Raw genomic sequence first — 21,909 nt, 5'->3', positions numbered from 1 at the left:
CCGCACATTGTTGCAGCTTGCCGGGGCGGAGGGGGCTGCTGGTGTGTCAGGCGACCAGGGTGGCGCGGAATACCGTGCCGACTCCGGACAGTTCGGTCTCTTCCCCGGCTGGTACGAAGACTGACCGGCCGGGGGCGAGGCTCAGTCCGCCCGCTCGGGGAGTGCCTGCCGTGCAGAGGAGGATCTGCGGGGCACCCTTCGAGAGACGGACCGGAGCAGCGCCTTCCGCAAGGACGTAGCGGGAGAGCCGGAACTCGTCGATCGGGGTCTCGTAGAGCTCTTCGCCGTCGGAGGACGCCTCGGGGCGCAGGATCCCGGGATCGGTGGCCTCGAAGCGGACGATACGCAGGAGCTCGGGGACGTCGACGTGTTTGGGCGTGAGGCCGCAGCGGAGCACGTTGTCCGAGTTCGCCATGATTTCCACGCCCAGGCCGTCGAGGTAGGCGTGCGGAACACCGGCACCGAGGTAGAGCGCTTCACCGGGCTGGAGTTCGACGTGGTTGAGGAGGATCGCCGCGAGGACGCCGGGGTCGCCCGGGAAGTGGTGGGCGATGGCGGCGTACGCCGCGTGGGCGGCTGCTTCGCGGGGCGGAGTGCCGGGGTCGGCGGCCAGGCGCTCGGCGGCGGCGGCCGTTTCGGTGACGGTGGCGGCGATTTCCGTGCGGTCGGCGGTGAGGACGGCGGTGAGGACCTCGCGGAGTGCGGCTTCCTCGGGGCGGGCGCGGAGCAGATCGGCGTAGGGCTTGAGGGAATCGACGCCGAGGGATTCGAGGGTTCTGGCCGCTTCTACGGGAACTCGGAAACCGCACAGACCGTTGAACTTGGTGAGCGCGCAGACCAGTTCGGGTTTGTGGTTGGCGTCCTTGTAGTTGCGGTCCGGGGCGCCCATCGGGACCTGGCGGCGTTCCTCGTCGGCGTACCCCTCCTGCGCCTGGGCGAGGTTCGGGTGAACCTGGAGCGAGAGCGGTGCTCCGGCGGCGAGCAGTTTGAGGAGGAACGGCAGTCGCGGGCCGAACTTCTTCACCGCCGCCGGGCCCAGTTCGCTTTCGGGGTCGGCGGCGATGACGTCGGAGAGTGCGTGCGTCTCCGGGGCCGGGTGCGGCGGAGTCGGGCCCAGCCCCGGGTCTGCCGGGTCCGGGTGGGGCTGGGAGCGCTCGCCAGGAGCCGGTGCGCGTTCAATGCGGGACGGTGCGCCTGGATGGGCGCCCATCCAGAGTTCGGCCTGCGGTTCGCCGGTGGGCTCGGTGCCGAGCAGTTCCGGGATGGCGGTCACGGAGCCCCAGGCGTAGGGGCGCACGGTGTTGGCGAGGCGGTCCATGGTGGCTCTTTCCGGTCCGGGGCGGCCGTGGGTCGGAGCTCCGTGACGGGAGAAGTCAGGAGGTGTTGGCGGGGCAGGGTAGGTGCGGGGATGTCAGTCGGAAGGGGGTGCGGATGCGGCGAGCGCGAGGTAGGCGGTCGCGAAGTCGGTGACGGCGAGGAGTTCGGCGAGGCTTTCCAGCTCGTTGCCCTCTTCGGGTTCGAGTTCGCTGAGGGCCGTGTCGTGGCTGAGTGCGAGTTCGCGGGCTGCCGGTGCTGCGGTGAGGCCGCCCGTGGGACGGTCGCGCAGCAGCACGACGCGGGCGCGGAGTGCTTGCGGTTCATCCACGCGGTCCCGGAAGAAGTCGCCCGGGTCAGCTCCGGCGGCGTACGCGCCGGAGAGCAGCATGCCGTGGGCGGGCAGGGCCTCGGGGAGTTCGGCCGCGAGGGCGGGACGTCCCGCCAGTTCGGCGAGGACGGCCGCGAATCGGCGGCCGGCCGGGCCTGCGAGCGCACCTTCCGTCCAGACGAGCGGGAGCGAGTCGGCGAGTTCGGAGGCGAGGGTCTTGGCCGGGTTGCTGTACGTGGCGATGGCGGGGCCGCAGCGTTCGGCGGTCTGGTCGAGGCGGTCGGCGACGCGCTGGAGCGTCTCCGGGGGCGCGGACAGCAGGCCGAGCCGGTCGAGGAGGACCAGGAGCGGGGTGAGCAGCGCCCAGAGCGGGCCGGGGCCCGCGGTGGTGCCTTCGTCGTACTCCTCGTACGGGGCGGTCGCCATCGGGACGACCAGGCCGTGCACTCCGCCGACGGACTCGCTGAGCGGAGAGCGTTGGGGGGCCACCGCGACGACCGTGCAGCCGCGGCGGTAGGCCTGTTCGGCGAGGAGGGCGAGCCCCGGTTCGGCGCCGTCCGTCGTCACGAGCAGGAGAAGGTCGACGGAGCCCGCCCAGCCGGGGAGTGTCCAGCGCAGGGCGCCGGCGGCGGGGGCGACGCCGGTCGGGTGCAGGCTCGTCACCGGGCAGGAGGCTCCGGCGAGCGCGGTCAGCAGGTCGGCCACCCCGGTGGCGGCGACGCCGGGGCCCGCGATGAGTACGGCGCGGGGGCGGCCCTCCGGCTTGAGGTCGGTCAGGCCTGCCTCGGTGGCGTGCCGGGCTGCGGTGCGTACCCGGGCTCCGGCCTCGGCCGCGCCGCGGAGGAGACCGCGGTGGTCGGCACGGGCCAGAGCTTCCGGGTCGTCTAGCAGCGACTCGTCGAGCATGGGGGTGAAGCCTCCGATCGCATTGCGCGGACTGGGACTTGACTTGCGGGACGAGTGCCGGGTGGTGGGTTCGGGTTCGGCGGTCTTGCGGTGCCGGAGGCCCGGGGCGTAGTGCCGGAGGGGCGTTCCGGTCAGGCGGGGCGGCGGGCCTCGTCGACGAGGAGGACCGGGATGCCGTCCCGGACCGGGTAGGCGAGTCCGCAGTCCTTGCTGGTGCAGATCAGCTCCGGGGTGTCCGCGGCCGTCTCGTCGCCGAGGGGGGCGTGGCAGGCCGGGCAGGCGAGGATCTCCAGGAGGCCGGCTTCGAGCGGCATGGGGTGGTCCCTTCAGACATGCGGATTGGGCGAGGTCAGCGTACCGCCGGTGGGGTGGGGGGTGCGGTTCTGTGTCGGGGTGGGGGTTGGGCGGTCGCGGAGTGTGCGGGTCGGCCCGTCGTGTGGGGCGGGGCGGTCGCGGAGTGTGCGGTCGTGGAGGGGTGTGCTCCGCGTGGGGGCCGCCCCCTTGCCCACCCGTCCCGCCCCCGGGGGGCGGCCCCGCTGCCCAAGAGGGCTGGGGGGTCGGAGGGTGGAGGGGCTGGCCCGCCGTTCAAGAGGGCTCGGGGCGGGGGGAGGGGCGGACCCGCCATCCAAGAGGGTTCGGGGCGGGGGGGCGGATCCGGCGTTCAAGAGGGGTCGGGGTGGGGGGAGGGGCGGGCTCGCTGTCCAAGAGGGCTCGGGGAGTGGGTGGGGTGGAGGGGGGCCTCGATGGGGCTAGGGGCGGATGAGGGTGAGGATTTGGTTGCGGATTTTTTGCATGGTGGGTTCGTCGCGGGCTTCGACGTTCAGGCGGAGCAGGGGTTCGGTGTTCGAGGCGCGGAGGTTGAACCACCAGTCGGCGGCCGAGACCGTCAGGCCGTCGAGGTGGTCGAAGGTGACGTCGTCGCGGTCGGCGTAGGCGGCAGAGACCGCTGCCGTGCTGGCGGCCTGGTCCGCGACGGTGGAGTTGATCTCGCCGGAGCCGACGTAGCGGTCGTACGAGGAGAGCAGGGCGGAGAGGGGCCCGCTCTGGCCGCCGAGGGCCGACAGGACGTGGAGGGCGGCGAGCATGCCCGTGTCCGCGTTCCAGAAGTCCTTGAAGTAGTAGTGCGCGGAGTGCTCGCCGCCGAAGATCGCGCCGGAGGTGGCCATCTCGGCCTTGATGAAGGAGTGGCCCACGCGGGTGCGGACGGGGGTGCCGCCGTGCTCGCGGACGACCTCGGGGACCGACCACGAGGTGATCAGGTTGTGGATGACGGTGCCGCTGTTGCCGTTGCGGGCGAGTTCGCGGGCGGCGACGAGGGCCGTGATGGCGGAGGGGGACACGCCGTTCCCGCGTTCGTCCACGACGAAGCAGCGGTCGGCGTCGCCGTCGAAGGCGAGGCCGAGGTCGGCGCCCTCGGCGAGGACTCGGGCCTGGAGGTCGACGATGTTCTTCGGGTCGAGCGGGTTCGCCTCGTGGTTCGGGAACGTGCCGTCCAGCTCGAAGTACATGGGGATGAGAGTGAGCGGGAGGGACTCGAAGACGGTGGGGACCGTGTGGCCGCCCATGCCGTTGCCCGCGTCGACGACGACCTTGAGGGGGCGGATCGAGGAGAGGTCGACGAGGGACAGCAGGTGGGCCGCGTAGTCCGTCAACGTGTCGTGCTGCGTGAGGGTTCCCGGGGTGGGGGACGGAGCGGGAGCCCCGGATTCGGACCACTCCTCGACCAGTGCGCGGATCTCCGCGAGGCCGGTGTCCTGGCCGACCGGGGCGGCGCCCGCACGGCACATCTTGATGCCGTTGTACTGCGCCGGGTTGTGCGAGGCGGTGAACATCGCGCCCGGCAGGTTCAGTGAGCCCGAGGCGTAGTAGAGCTGGTCCGTCGAGCAGAGGCCGATCTCGGTGACGTCCGCGCCGAGTGCTGCCGCCCCCCGGGCGAAGGCGCGCGAGAGGCCGGGCGACGAGGGGCGCATGTCGTGGCCGACAGTGATCGCGTCGGCCTCCGTGACCTGCACGAAGGCGGCTCCGAACAGTTCCGCGAGGTGCTCGTCCCACTGGTCGGGGACCACTCCCCGTACGTCGTACGCCTTCACGATCTGTGACAGATCAGCAGCCACGGGCCACCCCTCCTGAAAGTCCTGTTCGGTCGCCCCAAACTACCCGTTCGGGGGTTCTTCGGACCGTCCGGTGACTTCTGCCGGGGCACCTACTCGGGAGAGCGGAGCACCCTCAAGTGGCCGCGGCGGGCGGCGGAGGGGGAAGCGGGATTCGCTGTGCGCGCACTGTTGGCGTCGGGGGCGGCGGGGCGGTCGTGCGGCCTGGCGGCCTCACGGACAGCGTTGGCGAGGGCTTCGAGGTCGTCACCGCTGGGGCGGGCCGGGGCGGATCCGTCGGAGAGACGCACCACGTCCCAGCCGCGGGGCGCGGTCAGACGGTCGGAGTGCTCGGCGCACAGGTCGTAGCAGTGGGGCTCGGCATAGGTGGCGAGCGGACCGAGGACTGCGGTCGAGTCCGCGTAGACGTACGTCAGTGTCGCGACGGCAGGGCGACCGCACGCAGTGCGCGAACAGCGACGTACAGGGCTCACGACGTTGGACGGTACCGCACTCTTGAACGGGCCGCGACGACTCGCCCCCGACCTCACCCCACCGTGTCGCCCGCCGGCCCCTGTCGAGCCCGTTCCCCGGGCAACTGGTCTGACCTGCGGGGAGGCCGTGGCGCACAAAGGGCGTCGGCTGCGTCTCGGTCGCCGATGGCAACAAAGGAGGTCAATCAGGGTGAGGTGTGCGGTCATTGAAGGGCGTGAAAACGAGCCCGTACTTGGCTGAAATGATCATTCGGTGTCAGGTGGAGTGCGTGGCCGGGAGCCGGATCGCCGTGCGGCCGGGAGAGCTACGCTGCGTCAGTGATGGACAGTTTCGGACCGCCCCGTTCTCCCGAGTCGCCCCCCACCGAGCCCTGCCCTGCCGAACCGCATCCCGAGGGCCGCACGGGGCCGCGCAGGCGCGACCGCCACGGCCGCGGCATGCGCGGCCCCGTGGCGCCGCCGCAGGTGCCGCTCTCGGCCAGCAGGGCGGAGGCCTTCGGCGATCTCGTACAGGATTCCGTGGAGCGGCTGGAGCGGCGCTGGCCGCAGCTCGCCGAGGTCGACTTCCTGGTGCTCGACGTGCCCCGTGCGGGCGGCGCGGAGGGGCCCGACGAGTGGACGGACGAGCCGGTGCCGCTCGGTGGGGTGCTGTCGGCCGAGGAGGGCCGCCCCGCGCGCGTGGTGGTGTACCGGCGGCCGGTGGAGATCCGTACCAAGAGCCGGGACGAGCGGGCGCTGCTGGTGCACGAGATCGTCGTGGAGCAGGTCGCCGAGCTGCTGGGGCTGGCGCCCGAGTCCGTCGACCCGCGGTACGGGCAGGACTGATCCCGCGGTGCGGGCAGGGCTGACCTCGCAGTACGGGCAGGCCGGCCTCGCAGTGCGAGCAGGACGAACCCGCAGTACGAGCAGGACGAACCCGCAGTACGAGCAGGACGAACCCGCGGTGCGGGCAGGACCGGCCCGGACCGTTTCTGATCGAGTCCGTACGGACTCGCACGTACTTGCACGGAAGGCCCTCCACGCGCGTGGAGGGCCTTCCGTACGTCCGGGAGCGCGCCCGGTCAGTCGTCGAGGACCGACAGGTCGTTCTGCGCGCGGGGCACCACGACGGTGCCCTTGTCGTCCGGCATCGTCTGGATGGTGAACATCGGGATGCCGTCCTCCGGAAGCTGGAGCATCCGGGCCGCGTGCACCGGGCCGCCCGACACCGACTCGGCGGTCAGCGCGTACGAGCCCTTGAGGCCGGGCGGTACGGGGGCCGCCACCGACACCGTCGTACCGGCCTTGACCTTGTACGTCTTGACGACGGGCTCGCCGCCGCCGGAGCCGGCAGACGCGGTCACCCTGACCTCGCCCGCCGCACCCGGCGCGGTCAGTGAGAGCACCGAGCCCTGCGCCCGGTTGTCGGTCGCGGTGGAGCGCGCGCCCACCGGGGCGGTCGCCGGGACGTAGGCGACCTCCTGCTTGTCCTTCATGCCGCGCACGATGCGCACCGCTGCCACCACGGGGGCGCCGCGGCTGCCCGGGGTCGGGGACAGCACCAGTGCGCCCGCCTCGCCCTTGGTGACGTCACGGAGGTCTATCGAACCGGTCATCCGCGACTTGACGTGCAGCGCTTCCGCGCCGGCCGGGACGAGAGAGCCGTTGGCGCCCGCCAGCTTCACCCGGAGGTCCGCGTCGTTGTCGCCGGTGGCGAAGACCACCAGGCGTACGGACGTGGCGTCGGCCGGGATGCCGGGGAGCACCACACTGCCCGAGGGGTCGGCCGCGGCGGTCAGCCAGTCGCTTCCCGCCTTGTCCTCCATGGCCTGTACGGCGGCGCCGACGCGGCCCGCGCGCGTGGTGACGTGAACGGTCCCGTCGGGCACGCGCGTGGAGGACAGCGTGGACAGCAGCACCGGGACGCTGGAGTGCGGCGGGACGGTGATGCCCTCCCCCGCGTCGGACTTCAGGACGCCCCCCGGGCCGTACAGCTCGACGTCGGCGACGGCGGCGGAGTCGTCCGGATTGGTGAGGTGGACGTAGTCCTGGCGGGCCTCGGCGGTGCTCACTCCCGGGAACCAGAATTCGGTGTCCGGCGCCGAGCAGCTCACGCCGAGCACTCCGCGGGATCCGCCGGCGCTGACCTTGGTGGTCTGCTGGGCGGCCCAGCCGGGCGCCAGGGCGCCGTCCGCGGTGCCGACGAGGGCCGGGGACTCCGAGCCGCTCGCGGTGGCCGTGACGGGCTTTCCCGGCTCCGTCAGGGCAACGGTCGGCTTCTTGGCGTTCTTCGCGTTCTTGGAGTTGGCGGACGGAACCAGTTCGGCCTTGCCGGGCTTCGTGTCCTTCGCGTCGGCCGCCGGGCCGCCCTTCGCGCCGCCCTTGGCGTCGCTCTTCGGGGTGAAGGCGGTGTACGTGGTCTCCGCCAGGTCCGACCCGCTGGGCGCCGGGCACAGCAGGCTGGACCGCTCCACGGGCAGCCGGGCCGCGGCTCCCGCGCTCGCGGCCTTCGCGCCGCCCGTCGCGCCGCCGTCCGGTGCGGCGATCGCGGCGAAGCCGGTGACGGCGGCGAGGGCGGTGACGGCGCCGAGCAGGGAGAGGGTCGTGCGGTTCATCGGTTGTTGCTCCCGTCGGGGCGCTGCCGGTCGTTGTGCCCGTCGTTCTCCGGGTCGTCCGCATAGGGGTCGTACGGCTGCGGCTGGTGCACCTGTGGCTGCTGGGGGTCGTACGGCTGCTGCGGGTCGTAGCCGCCGCCCCCGTACGGCTCGTAGGACTGCTGGTCCTGTGCGGGGTTCTGCGGCTGGGCGTAGCCGTACGGGTCGTACTGGCCCTCGCCGTAACCCTGCTGCGGCGGTGCCTGCTGGTAGGGGTCCTGGGTGTACTGCCCCTGCTCCTGCCCGTACTCCGCGGGGGCGTACGCCTGGGTGTCCCACTCGCCGTACGAGCCCTGCTGCGGCACCGCCGCAGCATAGGGGGCGTCCTGGCCGCCCTCCGGGGCGAACTCCGGCGACGGGTACGGCGAGGCGTACGGGTCCGCGACCGGAGTGACGGGCTCCTCCTGCTGCTCGGCCTCCGCCTCCGCCGCGGCGCGCAGCCTGCGCGCCCGGCGGCCCTCGCCGTCGACCGGAGCCGCCGGGATGTCCGCCGCGGCCTCCTCGGGGAGGTCGTCGTCGATCTCGCGGCGGCGGCCCGGCAGCGCGAGCACCACCAGGACGAGCGCGAGCGCGCCCTGTGCCCACAGCCATGCGGTGTGGGTGAGCGGGGCCTCGTAGGTCAGGTCGAGCTTTCCGCCGGCGGCGGGCAGTTCGAAGCCCTGCGCCCAGCCGTCGACAGTCTTCTTCGTCAGCTCGCGGCCGTCGAGGGTGGCCTTCCAGCCGGGTGCGGCGGTGTCCGCGAGGCGCAGTACGCGGCCCTCGGCTCCGGCCGGGACCGTGGTGTGCGCGTCGACCGGCGTGGAGGCGACGGGCACCGGTTCGGCGCCCTCGCCCGGCGGCACGATCATGAGGCGGGCGACCTGGCGGTCGACGCGCCACAGGGCGCTGCCGTCGAGCTGGCTGAGGCGGCTCAGGCCGGGCGTGGAGTCCAGTACGCGGCTCATCGGCCGGGACGCCTCCCCGTCGCGCACCAGGACGTAGCGCACGGCGAATCCGCCGAGCTGGCCCGCCTGGTCGGCGCCGGAGCCCGCGACCAGGTTCGAGACGATCTTGTCGAGCTGTGTGGCGGAGCCGCCCGCCGCGGTCAGTTCCGCGTCGCCGAGCCGTCCGCCGGAGCCACGTACGAGCGAGTACGAGACCTGGTCGGCGGAGCTGCCGCCGAGGACCAGGGTGCGCGGCTGGTCGCGGGTGGTGGACTCCTCGGCGACGAAGGCGGGCACCTGCACCGGGTCGCGCCGGTTCAGCGGCTCGTCGGCGCCGGTGAACATCCAGCCCGCCGCGGCCAGTACGGGCCCGAGGGCCGCCGCCAGGGCGATGAGTACGGCGACCGGCTGGCGCCAGCCGAAGTTCTGCGAGGCGACGCGCACGCGCGCGCCGTCCGCGCCGAGCACGGTGGCGGTGATCAGCGCGAGGCCGTAGACGAGGGTCGCGGGTCCCGCCCAGCCGTCCCGGTTGGCCAGGACGGCGAGGACGAGGGCGACCAGGCCGACGACCCAGGCGCTGCGGATCGCGAACTGGCGCTCTCCGCGCAGCAGAGCGGCGAGGGCGGCGAGGACGATGCCGATGAGCAGCAGTCCGCCGGCCGTCTTCGGCCCGCCGGGGCTGATGCCCAGGAGGTCCAGGGGCGTGGCCGAGCCCGCGCCGAAGGGCAGGCCCGCCTCGCGCATCAAAGAGGCGGGGTCGGTCAGCAGCGACAGCGACCACGGGGCGAGCACCAGCAGGGGCGTGCCGACCGCCGCCACAAAGCGGAGGCCGTACGCCGCGATGTCGTCGCGCCGCAGCACCAGTACGCCGATGCCCAGGAGCACCGCGAGGGGCCACACGATCGGGGTGAACGCCGTCGCGAAGCTGAGCAGGAGCGCGTACGCCCACACCGAGCGCCAGCTGGAGCGGGCACCCGCCGCACTGCGGGCACCGCTCGCGGAGACGGCGCAGCGCGCGATCAGCGGCAGCAGTACGGCGAGGACGGCGGTACCGATCCGGCCGCCTGCCAGGGCGCCGGTGACGGCGGGCAGGAAGGCGTACGCGACGGCCGCCCAGGCGCGCAGCAGCCGGGACTCCACGAGCGGCCTGGAGACGAAGTACGCGGCCAGTCCGGCCAGGGGCACGGAGCAGATCAGCAGCACCGTCAGGGCGGTGTGGGTGGAGCCGAGGAGCAGGGTCGCGAGGGCGGCGAGGAGTGCCAGGTAGGGCGGGGCGGACTGGGTGCCGCCGGTGCCGATGGGATGCCAGGCGTCGGCGTACCGCGCCATCAGTTCGCCCGCGCCGTCGGGGGACGGCAGCAGTGCGCCGCCCGCGAGGGAGCCGCTGCCGAGGAGTTCGCGGCAGGCGATGAGGGAGACGAGCAGCAGCAGGAGGAAGAGGACAGGTCCCGGCTTGCGGGCGACCTTCTTCACCCGGGCGAACTGCTCGACCTCCAGGAAGTCGGCGTCGTCGCCGCCGGGGCCGCTCTCGACGACGCCGTGCCGCGACCCTCCGGAGTCCGGTTCGGTGCCGCTGCCGAAGCTTCCTGCGACCTGCTCGACGGTGGCCCGCAGGGTGGCGCCGGGCGGCGGGAACAGGGGCCGCAGTTCGGCCGCGTCGACGAGGCCCTTGCCGCGCGCCTTGCGGGCGGCGAGGACGCGTCCGGGACGCAGCAGCACACCGAGCAGTCCTGTGACTTCGTCGACGGCCTGTCCCGGCACCTTGCCGACGAGGTAGGCGAGCGTCCTCAAGAGGGTGCCGACGACGAGCCGCAGCAGGACGTACGGAAGGGCCGCGCCGCGGGCGTTGGCGAGCATCGTGTAGACGGCGCCCGCCTTGTCGACGCGGTGCGGGTTGGCGACGGAGCGCCCCGCGCAGTCGACGGTGCGGCGTTCGCGCGCGGCCGCCTCGGCGTGCCGTACGACGGCGTCGGGGGCGACCAGGACGCGGTGCCCCGCGGCGTGCGCGCGCCAGCACAGGTCGACGTCGTCGCGCATCAGGGGCAGCCGGCGGTCGAACCCGCCCAGCTGCTCCCACACGTCACGGCGGATCAGCATTCCGGCGCTGGAGACCGACAGCACGGAGCGCACCTGGTCGTGCTGGCCCTGGTCCTGCTCGCGGCGGTCCAGGCCGGTCCAGCGGCGTCCGCTGTTGGCGATGGAGACGCCGACTTCGAGGAGCTGCTTCTTGTCGTACCAGCCGCGCAGCTTGGGGCCGACGACCGCGGCGTAGGCGTCGGAGTCCGCGACGCGCAGCATTTCGGCGAGGGCGTCGGGGGCGGGTGCGCTGTCGTCGTGCAGCAGCCACAGCCACTGGACGGGTTCACCGTGCGGCAGGTCCGGCATGTCGTAGGCGTCGTCGCGCCACTGTCTGCCGACGGGGTCCCAGCCGCTGGGCTTCTTCAGGTACGGCAGTTCCTCGGGGGTGAGGACGGCCGCCACTCTGACGGCTTCTTCGACGGCGGTGCCGAAGCCGGTGCGACGGGCGAGGTGCAGGACGCGTTCGTCGCCCAGGGCCTCGGTGACGAGCCGGGCGGAGTCGTCGGCGCTGCCGGTGTCGGCGGCGACGGCGTTCTGCACAGGGCGTTCCTGGCCGAGCAGCCCCTGCAGTACGTCGGGCAGCCAGCGCGCACCGTCGTGGGAGACGAGTACGGCGGTGACGACGTGGCGGGGGAACTCGGGCGGGGTGGCGGCGGCCGCGTACGGGGCCGTTGGTTGACTGACGGACATCGACGTACGGGCCCTCCGGCCGGGGTCCGGGGGTCGCCCCCCGGAAGGCTGGTGTAGCTGACTGCGGCGCACGCGCGTGCCCGTGGGGGCGCCTGGTGCGATCGCTGGACAGCGGCCCACACTAACGGCTGCGCATACAGACGGTCCGCCGCCTGCGGGGAAGGGGCAGGCGGCGGACCGTGCGTTGTGTACAGCCTTGTGCTGTTTTGCTGCGCTGTTCTGCGGTGCTGTCTCGTCGGGGGTGCCGTACTGCTCAGACAGCGGCCTTCTTCAGTCTCCGGCGTTCACGTTCCGACAGACCGCCCCAGATTCCGAAGCGTTCGTCATTCGACAGGGCGTATTCGAGGCATTCGGAGCGGACTTCGCAGGCGAGGCAGACCTTCTTTGCCTCGCGGGTGGAACCACCCTTCTCGGGAAAGAAGGACTCGGGATCGGTCTGGGCGCACAATGCGCGCTCCTGCCAGCCGAGTTCCTCGTCCGCGTCCTCGACCAGCAGTTGCTGGAACAGCTCGGTCATGTGCGCCCCTCGTCTGTCTTTTGCTTCCCCGTGATGTTGCCGTTACCGAAACCGGCCGAACGACACGAGTGAAATTACAAGTGTGTAGCTCCGTGGCAGTCAAGCCGAGATCTGCTATTGGGCCCGTTATTCACTCTGCGGAACCAAGGCTATGCAGAAAGTGTTCAAATCGCCAAAAACCGTGACACATGCATCTGCCTTGTTTGCGGGTACCCCCGACGCAAAGGAAGACGCGAAAGATCTGGATCTTGTTGCGGTCCGCTCCGCGAAGCGACTCGGATCACATTTGGATCACGAGGGGCGACGGCGTACGCCGGGAGTGCACACAGCCGCGAGGGCTGCGACAGCAGGCGTGCGAGCAGTTGGAGCGCGATCTCTCCACGTCAGCGCCTGCACAAACCTTTCTCCCGCCACCGCAACCGGAAGAGGTGAAACATTAGCCCCAAATCGGTCATCGAGTTGACAGACGGTGACGTTGGCGGTCACCTTTGTTTCTATGCCAGCGATCGCAGTGCTCCCCCGGACCCACACTCGTGTGGTCCGCAGCGCTGCCCCGGTCCGCTGTCACTGTTGCTGTCACAGCTGTTGAAGCCACCCGCGCTCCAGCTCTGAAATCCCGCCGCACACCGCACCCCGTGTGCGCCGCGCCCCGCACCTCATTCCTGGTGCATGACGCTCTGCGACCTCGCTGACACCGCTCCGCGACACCGCCTTGCGACCCCCGTTCTGCGACACCCCAGCACTCTCTGCCGAGGAACCCCCGCACCCATGAACAGCGACAGCGACCTCCAGATCGCCGGCGACATCCTTGAGGTCCTGCACCTCCTGGCCCCCGCCCGCGAGCACCCCTCCACCGTGGCCGAGTTCGCCGGTCTCGCCCGTTCGATCGCGGCCGACCGCGCACAGTGGGCCCCGCTCGTCGAGTACGACGCCACCACCCGCTGGTACCACCGCCTGCGCACCGGGCCCGGTTACGAGGTCTGGCTCCTCAGCTGGGTCCCCGGCCAGGCCAGCGGGGCGCACGACCACGGAACGTCCTCCGGCGTCCTGACCGTCCTCCAGGGCGAGCTCACGGAGCGTAACGACCGGGGCGTACGCACGCTCGGTACGGGAGCGCAGTACGTGTCCGCGCCCGGCCACGTCCACGAGGTCGTCAACGACGCCCTGGAGCCGGCCGTCAGCCTGCACATCTATTTCCCGGGGCTGACGGAGATGCCGATGTACGAAGCCGCTGTACCGACTTCTGCCGCTGTGCCGACACCCGCCGTGCAGGCTTCCGTGACCACCCGACGGGATGTCAGTACTGCCTGAGACACTGCTCTGCATGCGCATTGTGGTTCTTGCAGGCGGTATCGGCGGTGCTCGTTTTCTTCGTGGCCTCAAAGAGGCGGCGCCGGACGCGGACATCACTGTCATCGGGAATACCGGTGACGACATTCATCTGTTCGGGCTGAAGGTCTGCCCCGACCTCGACACGGTGATGTACACCCTCGGCGGTGGCATCAACGAGGAACAGGGCTGGGGGCGTGCGGAGGAGACCTTCCACGTCAAGGCCGAACTCGCGGCGTACGGGGTCGGACCGGAATGGTTCGGGCTCGGCGACCGCGACTTCGCGACGCACATCGTACGGACGCAGATGCTCGGGGCCGGATATCCGCTGAGCGCGGTCACCGAGGCCTTGTGCGAGCGGTGGCAGCCGGGCGTGCGGCTGATCCCGATGTCCGACGACCGGGTCGAGACGCATGTGGCGGTCGACGTGGACGGCGAGCGCAAGGCCGTGCACTTCCAGGAGTACTGGGTGAAGCTGCGCGCCTCGGTGGAGGCGCACGCGATCGTGCCGGTCGGCGCCGACCGGGCGAAGCCGGCGCCGGGGGTACTGGAGGCGATCGCGGAGGCCGACGTCATCGTCTTCCCGCCGTCGAACCCGGTGGTGAGCGTCGGCACGATCCTCGCTGTGCCCGGGATCCGCGAGGCGATCGCGGAGGCGGGGGTTCCGGTGGTCGGCCTCTCCCCGATCGTCGGGGACGCACCTGTGCGCGGCATGGCCGACAAGGTGCTGGCCGCGGTGGGTGTCGAGTCGACCGCGGCAGCGGTGGCGCAGCACTACGGTTCCGGGCTGCTCGACGGGTGGCTCGTCGACACCGTCGACGCGGGCGCGGTGCAGGCGGTCGAGGCCGCGGGCATCCGCTGCCGTGCCGTACCGCTGATGATGACGGACCTGGAGGCGACCGCCGCGATGGCGCGGGCCGCGCTGGAGCTGGCCGCGGAGGTACGGGCGTGAGTGACGTGCGTACGGAAACGGTCGCGGCGGCGGATGCGGCTGCGGTCCCGGCGGCTGCGGCGGACACTGCGGCCGCGGAGGTGCCTTCGTACCGGGTGTGGGCACTCCCCGGGCTGCCCGAGGTCCGGGAGGGCGACGATCTCGCCAAGCTGATCGTGGGCGCGGAGCCGGGGCTCCTCGACGGTGACGTCCTGCTCGTGACGTCGAAGATCGTCAGCAAGGCGGAGGGGCGGATCATCGCCGCCGACTCGCGCGAGGACGCGATCGACGCCGAGACGGTACGGGTCGTGGCGCGGCGCGGCGCACTGCGGATCGTGGAGAACCGGCAGGGTCTGGTGATGGCTGCCGCCGGCGTGGATGCCTCCAACACCCCTGCGGGGACCGTGCTGTTGCTGCCGGAGGACCCCGACGCTTCCGCGCGGGCGATCCGGGACGGGGTGCGGGACGCGCTGGGGGTGGAGGTGGGGGTCGTCGTCACCGACACCTTCGGGCGGCCCTGGCGCAGTGGGCTCACCGATGTGGCGATCGGGGCCGCCGGGGTGCGGGTGCTCGACGACCTGCGCGGTGGCGTCGACGCGTACGGCAATCCGCTGAGCGCGACGATCGTGGCGACCGCCGACGAACTGGCGGCTGCCGGTGACCTGGTGAAGGGGAAGGCGGACGGGCTGCCGGTGGCGGTCGTGCGCGGGCTTCCCCATGTGGTGGACGCGGCGGCGGACGGCGAGGGCGCGCGGGCGCTGGTGCGCAGCGCCGCGGACGACATGTTCCGGCTGGGGACCTCCGAGGCCGTACGGGAGGCGATGACGCAGCGGCGTACGGTACGGGCCTTCACGGACGAGCCCGTCGACGGGGGCGCGGTGCGGCGGGCGGTTGCGGCGGCGGTGACGGCACCGGCTCCGCATCACACGACGCCTTGGCGTTTCGTGCTGCTGGAGAGCGAGGAGTCGCGGGTGCGGCTGCTCGACGCGATGCGGGACGCGTGGGTCGCGGACCTGCGGGCGGACGGGAAGTCCGAGGAGTCGATCGAGAAGCGGGTGCGGCGGGGGGAGGTGCTGCGGCGGGCGCCGTATCTGGTGGTGCCGTGTCTGGTGATGGACGGGTCCCATGCGTACGGGGACGCTCGGCGGGATGCGGCGGAGCGGGAGATGTTCGTGGTGGCCATGGGGGCCGGGGTGCAGAACTTCCTGGTGGCGCTGGCCGGGGAGCGGCTGGGGTCGGCCTGGGTGTCTTCGACGATGTTCTGCAGAGCTGTGGTGCGGGAGGTGCTGGGGATTCCGGAGGGGTGGGATCCGATGGGAACGGTCGCGGTGGGGCATGCGGAGGTTCCGGCGGGGGCTCGGGTGGGGAGGGATTCGGGGGCGTTTATTGCGGTGCGGTAGCGCTGGGCGCTTGGCGCTGGGCGGGTGGGGGCGCTAGGCGGGTGGGGGCGTTGGGCGGGTGGGGGCGTTGGGCGGGTGGGGGCGTTGGGCGGGGGAGGTTGGGTGGGGCGGGGGTGTGCGGTCGTGCAGGGGGCGTGCTCCGCGTGGGGGCCGCCCCCTTGCCCACCCGTTCCGCCCCCCGGGGGGCGGCCCCGCTGCCCAAGAGGGCTAGGGCTAGAGGGCAGGGGTGGGGCGTGGGTTTTGTGGGGTGGGGGTCGTAAGGTCGGTGGGGTGGCAGGGAGATTTTGGCGGCAGGTTTTGGGGCCGCTTCGGCGTGGGGGTGCGGATCCGACTTTTCGGGTGACCGCTGACGGTGCCGTGTGGCGGGTGAGCCGGACGCCCGAGGGGCCCGTGACCTTGCGGGTGGCCGCGGACTCCGCCCGGGCGTGGGGGCCGGGAGCGGACTGGATGATGGGCCAACTGCCCGGATTGATGGGGGAGTTGGACGAGCCGGACGGGTTCGTCGCACACCATCGAGTGGTGGCGCAGGCGCAGCACCGCAATCCGGGACTGCGGCTGGGCCGGACCGGGCTGGTGCTGGAGTCGTTGATTCCGTCGGTGCTGGAGCAGAAGGTCACGACGTCCGAGGCGTACGGGTCGTGGCGGCATCTGGTGCGGAAGTTCGGGGAGCCCGCGCCCGTTCCGGACGTACCGGGAGCGCCGCGGGATCTGTATGTGATGCCGGATGCCAGGGCCTGGGCGCTGGTCCCCTCCTGGGAGTGGCACCTGGCGAACGTCGACGCCAAGCGCGCCGACACCGTCGTGCGGGCGGCACGGGTCGCCGCGCGGCTGGAGGAGGCGGCGGGGATGACGTACGAGCGGGCGAAGGCCCGGCTGGAGGCGGTTCCCGGGATCGGCCCGTGGACTTCCGCCGAGACCCTTCAGCGCAGCAATGGCGCACCGGACGCCCTGACGGTGGGGGATCTGCACCTGCCGGGGATCGTGGGGTACGCCCTGACGGGGAAGAGGGGTGCCACCGACGCCGACATGCTGGAGCTGCTGGCCCCCTACGAGGGCCAGCGCCACCGCGCGGCCCGGCTGATCCTGCTCACCGGGCTGGTCCCGCCCCGGCGCGGCCCGCGCCAGACCCCGGGGCGGATCTCCCACCTGTAGCCACCTGTACGGGCCGTGTCCTACCTGTACGGGCCGTGTCCCACCTGCAGGGGGCAGGGCACGCGACCGCGGCAGGAGCCGCCGGACAGGTCCTGGGGGCGAGAGCGGGAGCTACTGGTCCGAGGAGAAGCGGACCGAGGCTGCCGGAAGGACCGCGTCGCACCAGATGCGGATGCCGTCGCGCAGTTCGTTGTCGGCGCCGACGTGTGCGCCGTCGCCGATGACCGCGCCGGTCAGGTGCGTACGGGCGCCGATGCGGGCGCCCGCGCCGACCAGGGAGTCCGTGATCACCGCGCCCGGTTCGACGATCGCGCCCGCGAGGATCGCGCTGCCCTCGACGCGGGCGCCCTCGCCGATCACGGCGTCGGCGCCGACGACCGTACCGCCGGTGAGCTTGGCGTCGGGGGCGACCACCGCGCCCGGCATGATCAGGCGGTCGCCGCAGCGTCCCGGCACCGCGGGGGACGGTGCGCGGCCCTGGACGAGGTCGGCGGAGCCCCGTACGAAGGCCTGTGGGGTGCCCAGGTCGAGCCAGTAGGTGGAGTCGACCATTCCGTGCAGGTGCGCGCCCGAGGAGAGCAGGTCGGGGAAGGTCTCGCGCTCGACCGATACGGGGCGGCCCGCCGGGATGGTGTCGATGACCGAGCGTCGGAAGACGTACGCGCCCGCGTTGATCTGGTCGGTGACGATTTCCTCGGGGGTCTGCGGCTTTTCGAGGAAGGCCGTCACGCGGCCGGTCCCGTCCGTCGGTACGAGACCGAAGGCGCGCGGGTCCTCGACGCGGGTGAGGTGCAGCGAGACGTCGGCGCCCGAGGTCCGGTGGGTGGAGACCAGGGCCTCGATGTCCAGGCCGGTGAGGATGTCGCCGTTGAAGATGAGGACGGGCTCGTCGGGGGCGGAGTGCAGCCGCGAGGCGACGTTGCGGATGGCGCCTCCGGTGCCCAGCGGCTCGTCCTCGGTGACGTACTCCAGGTGCAGGCCGAGGGCGGAGCCGTCGCCGAAGTGGGGTTCGAAGACCTCGGCGAGGTAGGAGGTGGCGAGGACGATGTGTTCGACTCCGGCTGCCCGCGCGCGGGCCAGCTGGTGGGTCAGGAAGGGCACGCCGGCCGCGGGAACCATGGGCTTGGGGGTGTTCACCGTGAGCGGGCGCAGCCGGGTTCCCTTGCCCCCGACCAGGAGGATCGCTTCAGTCACCTTGTCGTCTCTGCTTCCTGCTGGGGGCCGGTCGGTATGGTCGGCCAGTGTATGCAGACTGTTCGATACGTCCCGGTCAGCGCCCCGTACAACGGTGCGAATCGTGTCAGCCCGCAGCCCGTGGTGTGCACCGTTTCCGTCGGCAACCCGCACACAAACGGTACGGACCCCCTTCGGTCAGCGGCCCTGGAGCCTCCCCGCTGCCCACCTCGCGGTACCGAGCTTCCCGTAGAGACGTCCTCCGGGGCACTCGGTGGCGAATCCGTCGCGGTGGCCCGAGACGACGTTGAGCCGGACGTTGGCGCCCTTCCTGTAGAGGTTGCTGCCCCCCGACGTGAGATGGGTGGCGGCCTTCGGGTTGGCTCCGTGCAGTCCGAGCTTCCAGGCGGTGAGTTTCGCGACGGCGTTCACGGCCGCGGCGGGCGGGTTGGCGTGGCTGTAGGTCCCGAGGACGGCGATGCCCATGCTGTTGGTGTTGAAACCGAGAGTGTGCGCCCCCATGACCGGCTTGGCCACACCCCCCGCACGCCCTTCGTAGACATTGCCGCACTTGTCGACGGCGAAGTTGTAGCCGAAGTCGCGCCAGCCACTGCTCTTGACGTGGTAGCGGTAGATACTGCGCAGGACTGAGCCCGACTGCGAACAGCTGTACCCATTTCCGGTCGCGCTGTGGTGGACGAAGGCGACCTTGATCGTCTTCGTGTAGACGTTGCCCTTCTCCTTCAGCCGCTCGTCCGCGCCCCACCCCTTGCGCAGGACGATCCTCGGCCGCGGCCCGATGTACGGCTTCGCACTGCCCGCTTCCGCTTCCGCTTCGGCCTTCGTCTCGGCCCTGGTGAGCGCCGGGAGCTCCAGTCCCGCGGCGGCCGCGCGCGGGCGCCGCGGATCGGGGCCCGGGTCGACGAGGTCGAGGCGCAGCCCTGCGGGCAGCGGGGCGCTCGCAGTGCCCGCCCGGCGCACCCGTGCCTCGACGCCGTCCGACGCACCGACCCACAGGGGGGCGGTCGAGCCGTGCGCGCGCACCTCCGCCGCGCCGGGGTCGGCGCCGTCGGCGGAGTGGGCGTCCAGCTCCTGCCAGGGGGACCAGACACCGGTGCCGACTGCTCTCGTACGCACCTGAACCTGCCCCTCCAGTACGGCGCGCGGATCCTCCCAGACCACGCCGACCAGCGAGAACGGCTCCACGGCCTGCGGTTCCAGGCTCACTTGGGGGACTTGGCTCACCGCCCGGTCGAGCCCCCGGTCGAACCCCCGGTCGAGCCCCGGGCCGCTCCCCCGGTCACTCCCCCGGGCCTGGCCGCCCGGCGGGGTCAGCGGCAGCGACCGGGTCGTGCCGGGGAGCTCGGCCGACTGCGAACCCGCCAACTGCTGCTGGTCCGTGGATGCGCCGTCGGGCAGAACGAACGGGAGCGCGAGGAGGGCCGCGCACGTGACGCCGATCGAGGAAGCAAGAGTTGCACGCATGCAGCAGATTCTGGACATATGCATATAAATATGTCCATCGGTGAATTGGCGGCCCGATTGACGGTCTGTCTGCCGGACGGGTGGCCCGTCCCGCTGCCGGGATCCGCTCCCGGCAGGCCCCCGACGTACGCTCCTCGGATGAACACCACCGACCGCACCCCTGCCGACCTGCTGCGTTCCGCACTCGCCACGGACCCGGGCCGTCCCCTCGTCACCTTCTACGACGATGCGACCGGCGAGCGCGTCGAACTGTCCGTCGCCACCTTCGCCAATTGGGTGGCCAAGACGGCCAATCTCCTCCAGGGCGACCTCTCCGCGGGGCCCGGCGACCGGCTCGCGCTGCACCTGCCCGCGCACTGGCAGACCGCGGTCTGGCTGCTCGCCTGTGCGTCGGTCGGCGTCGAGGCCGACGTACTGGGTGCGCCGGAGTCGGCGGACGTGGTGGTCAGCGGCCCGGACTCGCTCGATGCGGTACGTACGAGCCGGGGCGAGCGGATCGCGCTCGCGCTGCGTCCGCTGGGCGGCCGGTTCCCGCAGCCGCCGGAGGGCTTCGCCGACTACGCGGTCGAAGTCCCCTCCCAGGGCGACCGTTTCGCCCCGTTGGCCCCCGTGGACCCGGACGAGACCGCTCTGAGCGTCGGCTCCGAGGTGCTGACGGCGGCCGACGTCGTGGACCGCGCCCGTGCGGACGCGGCGGCGCTCGGGCTCGGACCGGGATCGCGGCTGCTGTCGGGGCTCTCGTACGACACGTGGGAGGGACTGTCCTCCGGTCTGTACGCCCCTCTGGCCGCCGGCGCCTCGGTCGTGCTCTGCCGGAACCTCGGGCAGCTGTCGGCCGAGGGCCTTGCCAAGCGGGTCGAGAGCGAGCGCGTCACGCACACCGTGGGACAGTCGGCGCAGGCGTAGTGCGGGTACGTCGGCGGGGCGCGGACCATTCGGTGGACCGGGGCCCGGCTTCGCCGGTGCGGGACCCGGCTCGGTACATGATCGAAGGGACGCACAACCAAGCGCCGGGTTCAGCCGTCTAGTCCTGCGATCGGCGGCCCCGTGCGCCGCCGCCCCCGCACGAGGATGGACGCAGACGTGACCGACACTGCTGGCACGCCCCCCGGACCGGACAAGCCGGCGGCGGACGACGCGGGGGCGGCCGAAGCGGAGACGGCCGGATCAGCGGCGTCCGCCGACCCCTCCGACGACTCCCCCGCCGACCCTTCCGACGACTCCCCCGGGGAATCCCCCGACGACTCCCCCGGAGATTCCCCCGCTCCGCCGCCCCACCGCCGTCACTGGGTGCGCTGGCTGGCGGGCGGCGCCGCCCTCGTCGTGCTCGGCGCGGCCGGTACGGGCTGGTACTTCTACAACAAGCTCGACGGCAACATCACCACCGACACCGGCGCCGCCGCCGAGCTCCGCGCCTGGGAGAAGGAGCGCCCCACCCAGGCCCCGGTGGCGCTCGACGCACTGAACATCCTGCTGATCGGCTCGGACACCCGGGCCGGCGGCAACAGCAAGTACGGCCGCGACGAAGGCACCCAGCGCTCGGACACCACGATCCTGCTGCACCTGGCGGGCGGCCGGACGAGCGCGACGGGCGTCTCGCTGCCCCGTGACCTGATGGTGGACATCCCCAGCTGCACGAAGGCGGACGGCACCCGCACCCGGGAGATGTTCGCGCAGTTCAACTGGGCGTACGAGATGGGCGGTACGGCCTGCACCATCCGTACCGTGGAGAAGCTGACCGGCGTCCGCCTGGACCACCACATGGTGGTCGACTTCCAGGGCTTCAAGGACATGGTCGACGCGGTCGACGGCGTCGACGTCTGCCTGAAGAAGCCGATCGACGACAGGGACGCGCACCTCAAGCTCGCGGCGGGTCCGCAGACGCTCAACGGGGAGCAGGCGCTCGGCTACGTACGCGCGCGCAAGAGCATCGGCGGCGGCAGTGACACCGAACGGATGGACCGCCAGCAGCAGTTCCTCGCCTCGCTCGTCAACAAGATGCAGAGCAACGGCGTCCTTCTGAACCCGACGAAGCTCTATCCGGTGCTGGACGCGGCGACCAAGTCCCTCACCACCGACCCGGGGTTGGCCTCGCTCCGCGACCTGTACGACCTGGCGTCGGGCATGCGGGACGTGCCGTCGGAGAAGGTGCAGTTCCTGACGGTGCCGCGGCGGCCCTACCGGTACGACGGAAACCGGGACGAACTGATCAAGTCCCAGGCGGAGAAGCTCTTCCGGCAACTGCGCGAGGACGCACCGGTGTCGGTCGCGCCCGCCAAGTCCCTGCAGAAGTCGGACGGATCGGGCGACCTCCCGTCCTCCGAGGAGACGACCGCCCCCGGAAACGAGAAATCCGGCGACGGCAAACCGGACGATCCCGGCCCGCAGAGCCCCGCCCCGACGCCGACTTTCGCCGGTACAAACGCCGCCACGGGCTTGTGCGAGTAAAGCGATTCCAAAGG

At 72.1% G+C, this 21,909-nt stretch carries 17 protein-coding genes; 7 read left to right on the top strand and 10 right to left on the bottom strand.

Going from position 1 to position 21,909, the window contains the following annotated elements:
• Positions 1–46: 46 nt before the first annotated feature.
• The 5 genes from manA to AB0D18_RS17010 form a co-directional block, all read right to left on the bottom strand.
• Complete coding sequence (gene manA, locus AB0D18_RS17030) at positions 47–1,318, bottom strand: mannose-6-phosphate isomerase, class I (protein ID WP_362418186.1); 1,272 nt, start codon at positions 1,316–1,318, stop codon at positions 47–49.
• Between the two features lie 93 nt (positions 1,319–1,411).
• Entirely contained in the window at positions 1,412–2,551 is a 1,140-nt protein-coding gene (locus AB0D18_RS17025; RefSeq protein ID WP_362418183.1) for an SIS domain-containing protein, read from the bottom strand.
• A 131-nt stretch (positions 2,552–2,682) separates the two neighbouring features.
• A complete protein-coding gene (locus AB0D18_RS17020) occupies positions 2,683–2,865 on the bottom strand; it encodes a Trm112 family protein (RefSeq protein ID WP_362418180.1) in 183 nt (60 codons plus the stop codon).
• Positions 2,866–3,300: 435 nt separating this feature from the next.
• Entirely contained in the window at positions 3,301–4,665 is a 1,365-nt protein-coding gene (locus AB0D18_RS17015; protein ID WP_362418177.1) for a phosphomannomutase/phosphoglucomutase, read from the bottom strand.
• 89 nt (positions 4,666–4,754) lie between these two features.
• Entirely contained in the window at positions 4,755–5,192 is a 438-nt protein-coding gene (locus AB0D18_RS17010) for a DUF3499 domain-containing protein (protein WP_362418174.1), read from the bottom strand.
• Positions 5,193–5,573: 381 nt separating this feature from the next.
• On the opposite strand from AB0D18_RS17010, the gene AB0D18_RS17005 reads away from it, so the two are divergent.
• Positions 5,574–5,960, top strand: coding sequence for a metallopeptidase family protein (locus tag AB0D18_RS17005; protein WP_362418273.1), 387 nt, complete (start codon positions 5,574–5,576; stop codon positions 5,958–5,960).
• A 236-nt stretch (positions 5,961–6,196) separates the two neighbouring features.
• Here AB0D18_RS17005 and AB0D18_RS17000 read toward each other — a convergent pair whose 3' ends face one another.
• The 3 genes from AB0D18_RS17000 to AB0D18_RS16990 all read right to left on the bottom strand — a co-directional run bounded on the left by AB0D18_RS17000 (position 6,197) and on the right by AB0D18_RS16990 (position 11,977).
• Positions 6,197–7,729 carry a DUF5719 family protein gene (locus AB0D18_RS17000; protein WP_362418171.1) on the bottom strand — a complete coding sequence of 511 codons (1,533 nt, stop codon included), beginning with the start codon at positions 7,727–7,729 and terminating at the stop codon, positions 6,197–6,199.
• On the bottom strand, positions 7,726–11,460 hold the full coding sequence (locus AB0D18_RS16995; protein ID WP_362418168.1) for a glycosyltransferase: 3,735 nt from the start codon (positions 11,458–11,460) through the stop codon (positions 7,726–7,728). Before AB0D18_RS16995 ends, AB0D18_RS17000 begins: the two co-directional genes overlap by 4 nt.
• Positions 11,461–11,713: 253 nt before the next feature.
• Entirely contained in the window at positions 11,714–11,977 is a 264-nt protein-coding gene (locus AB0D18_RS16990) for a WhiB family transcriptional regulator (protein WP_030927001.1), read from the bottom strand.
• Positions 11,978–12,745: 768 nt separating this feature from the next.
• On the opposite strand from AB0D18_RS16990, the gene AB0D18_RS16985 reads away from it, so the two are divergent.
• The 4 genes from AB0D18_RS16985 to AB0D18_RS16970 all read left to right on the top strand — a co-directional run bounded on the left by AB0D18_RS16985 (position 12,746) and on the right by AB0D18_RS16970 (position 16,789).
• Positions 12,746–13,288, top strand: coding sequence for a cysteine dioxygenase family protein (locus AB0D18_RS16985; protein WP_362418165.1), 543 nt, complete (start codon positions 12,746–12,748; stop codon positions 13,286–13,288).
• Positions 13,289–13,301: 13 nt separating this feature from the next.
• Entirely contained in the window at positions 13,302–14,258 is a 957-nt protein-coding gene (gene cofD, locus AB0D18_RS16980) for a 2-phospho-L-lactate transferase (RefSeq protein WP_362418162.1), read from the top strand.
• Positions 14,259–14,338: 80 nt separating this feature from the next.
• Positions 14,339–15,637, top strand: a complete 1,299-nt coding sequence (locus AB0D18_RS16975; RefSeq protein ID WP_362418270.1) for a coenzyme F420-0:L-glutamate ligase — start codon at positions 14,339–14,341, stop codon at positions 15,635–15,637.
• 240 nt (positions 15,638–15,877) lie between these two features.
• On the top strand, positions 15,878–16,789 hold the full coding sequence (locus AB0D18_RS16970) for a DNA-3-methyladenine glycosylase 2 family protein (protein ID WP_362418159.1): 912 nt from the start codon (positions 15,878–15,880) through the stop codon (positions 16,787–16,789).
• A 111-nt stretch (positions 16,790–16,900) separates the two neighbouring features.
• Here the strand turns inward: AB0D18_RS16970 and AB0D18_RS16965 are convergent, their stop codons facing one another.
• Positions 16,901–17,983, bottom strand: a complete 1,083-nt coding sequence (locus AB0D18_RS16965; protein WP_362418156.1) for an NDP-sugar synthase — start codon at positions 17,981–17,983, stop codon at positions 16,901–16,903.
• Positions 17,984–18,160: 177 nt separating this feature from the next.
• Entirely contained in the window at positions 18,161–19,447 is a 1,287-nt protein-coding gene (locus AB0D18_RS16960) for an N-acetylmuramoyl-L-alanine amidase (protein ID WP_362418153.1), read from the bottom strand.
• A 138-nt stretch (positions 19,448–19,585) separates the two neighbouring features.
• Here AB0D18_RS16960 and AB0D18_RS16955 point away from each other — a divergent pair, with 138 nt between their 5' ends.
• Positions 19,586–20,353 carry a TIGR03089 family protein gene (locus AB0D18_RS16955; RefSeq protein WP_362418150.1) on the top strand — a complete coding sequence of 256 codons (768 nt, stop codon included), beginning with the start codon at positions 19,586–19,588 and terminating at the stop codon, positions 20,351–20,353.
• A 165-nt stretch (positions 20,354–20,518) separates the two neighbouring features.
• On the top strand, positions 20,519–21,895 hold the full coding sequence (locus AB0D18_RS16950; protein ID WP_362418147.1) for an LCP family protein: 1,377 nt from the start codon (positions 20,519–20,521) through the stop codon (positions 21,893–21,895).
• Positions 21,896–21,909: the final 14 nt, after the last annotated feature.

It is taken from the genome of Streptomyces sp. NPDC048442 (assembly GCF_040651475.1).
Lineage (GTDB): Bacteria > Actinomycetota > Actinomycetes > Streptomycetales > Streptomycetaceae > Streptomyces.
The sequence above is the reverse complement of the archived record's forward strand: the minus strand, read 5'-3'. Positions and strand labels throughout refer to the sequence as shown.

Coding starts and splice junctions, on each gene's coding strand:
- manA (WP_362418186.1), bottom strand. CDS start 1,318: ATGGACCGCCTCGCCAACACCGTGCGCCCCTACGCCTGGGGCTCCGTG.
- AB0D18_RS17025 (WP_362418183.1), bottom strand. CDS start 2,551: ATGCTCGACGAGTCGCTGCTAGACGACCCGGAAGCTCTGGCCCGTGCC.
- AB0D18_RS17020 (WP_362418180.1), bottom strand. CDS start 2,865: ATGCCGCTCGAAGCCGGCCTCCTGGAGATCCTCGCCTGCCCGGCCTGC.
- AB0D18_RS17005 (WP_362418273.1), top strand. CDS start 5,574: ATGCGCGGCCCCGTGGCGCCGCCGCAGGTGCCGCTCTCGGCCAGCAGG.
- AB0D18_RS17000 (WP_362418171.1), bottom strand. CDS start 7,729: ATGAACCGCACGACCCTCTCCCTGCTCGGCGCCGTCACCGCCCTCGCC.
- AB0D18_RS16995 (WP_362418168.1), bottom strand. CDS start 11,460: ATGTCCGTCAGTCAACCAACGGCCCCGTACGCGGCCGCCGCCACCCCG.
- AB0D18_RS16990 (WP_030927001.1), bottom strand. CDS start 11,977: ATGACCGAGCTGTTCCAGCAACTGCTGGTCGAGGACGCGGACGAGGAA.
- AB0D18_RS16985 (WP_362418165.1), top strand. CDS start 12,746: ATGAACAGCGACAGCGACCTCCAGATCGCCGGCGACATCCTTGAGGTC.
- cofD (WP_362418162.1), top strand. CDS start 13,302: ATGCGCATTGTGGTTCTTGCAGGCGGTATCGGCGGTGCTCGTTTTCTT.
- AB0D18_RS16960 (WP_362418153.1), bottom strand. CDS start 19,447: ATGCGTGCAACTCTTGCTTCCTCGATCGGCGTCACGTGCGCGGCCCTC.
- AB0D18_RS16955 (WP_362418150.1), top strand. CDS start 19,586: ATGAACACCACCGACCGCACCCCTGCCGACCTGCTGCGTTCCGCACTC.
- AB0D18_RS16950 (WP_362418147.1), top strand. CDS start 20,519: ATGGACGCAGACGTGACCGACACTGCTGGCACGCCCCCCGGACCGGAC.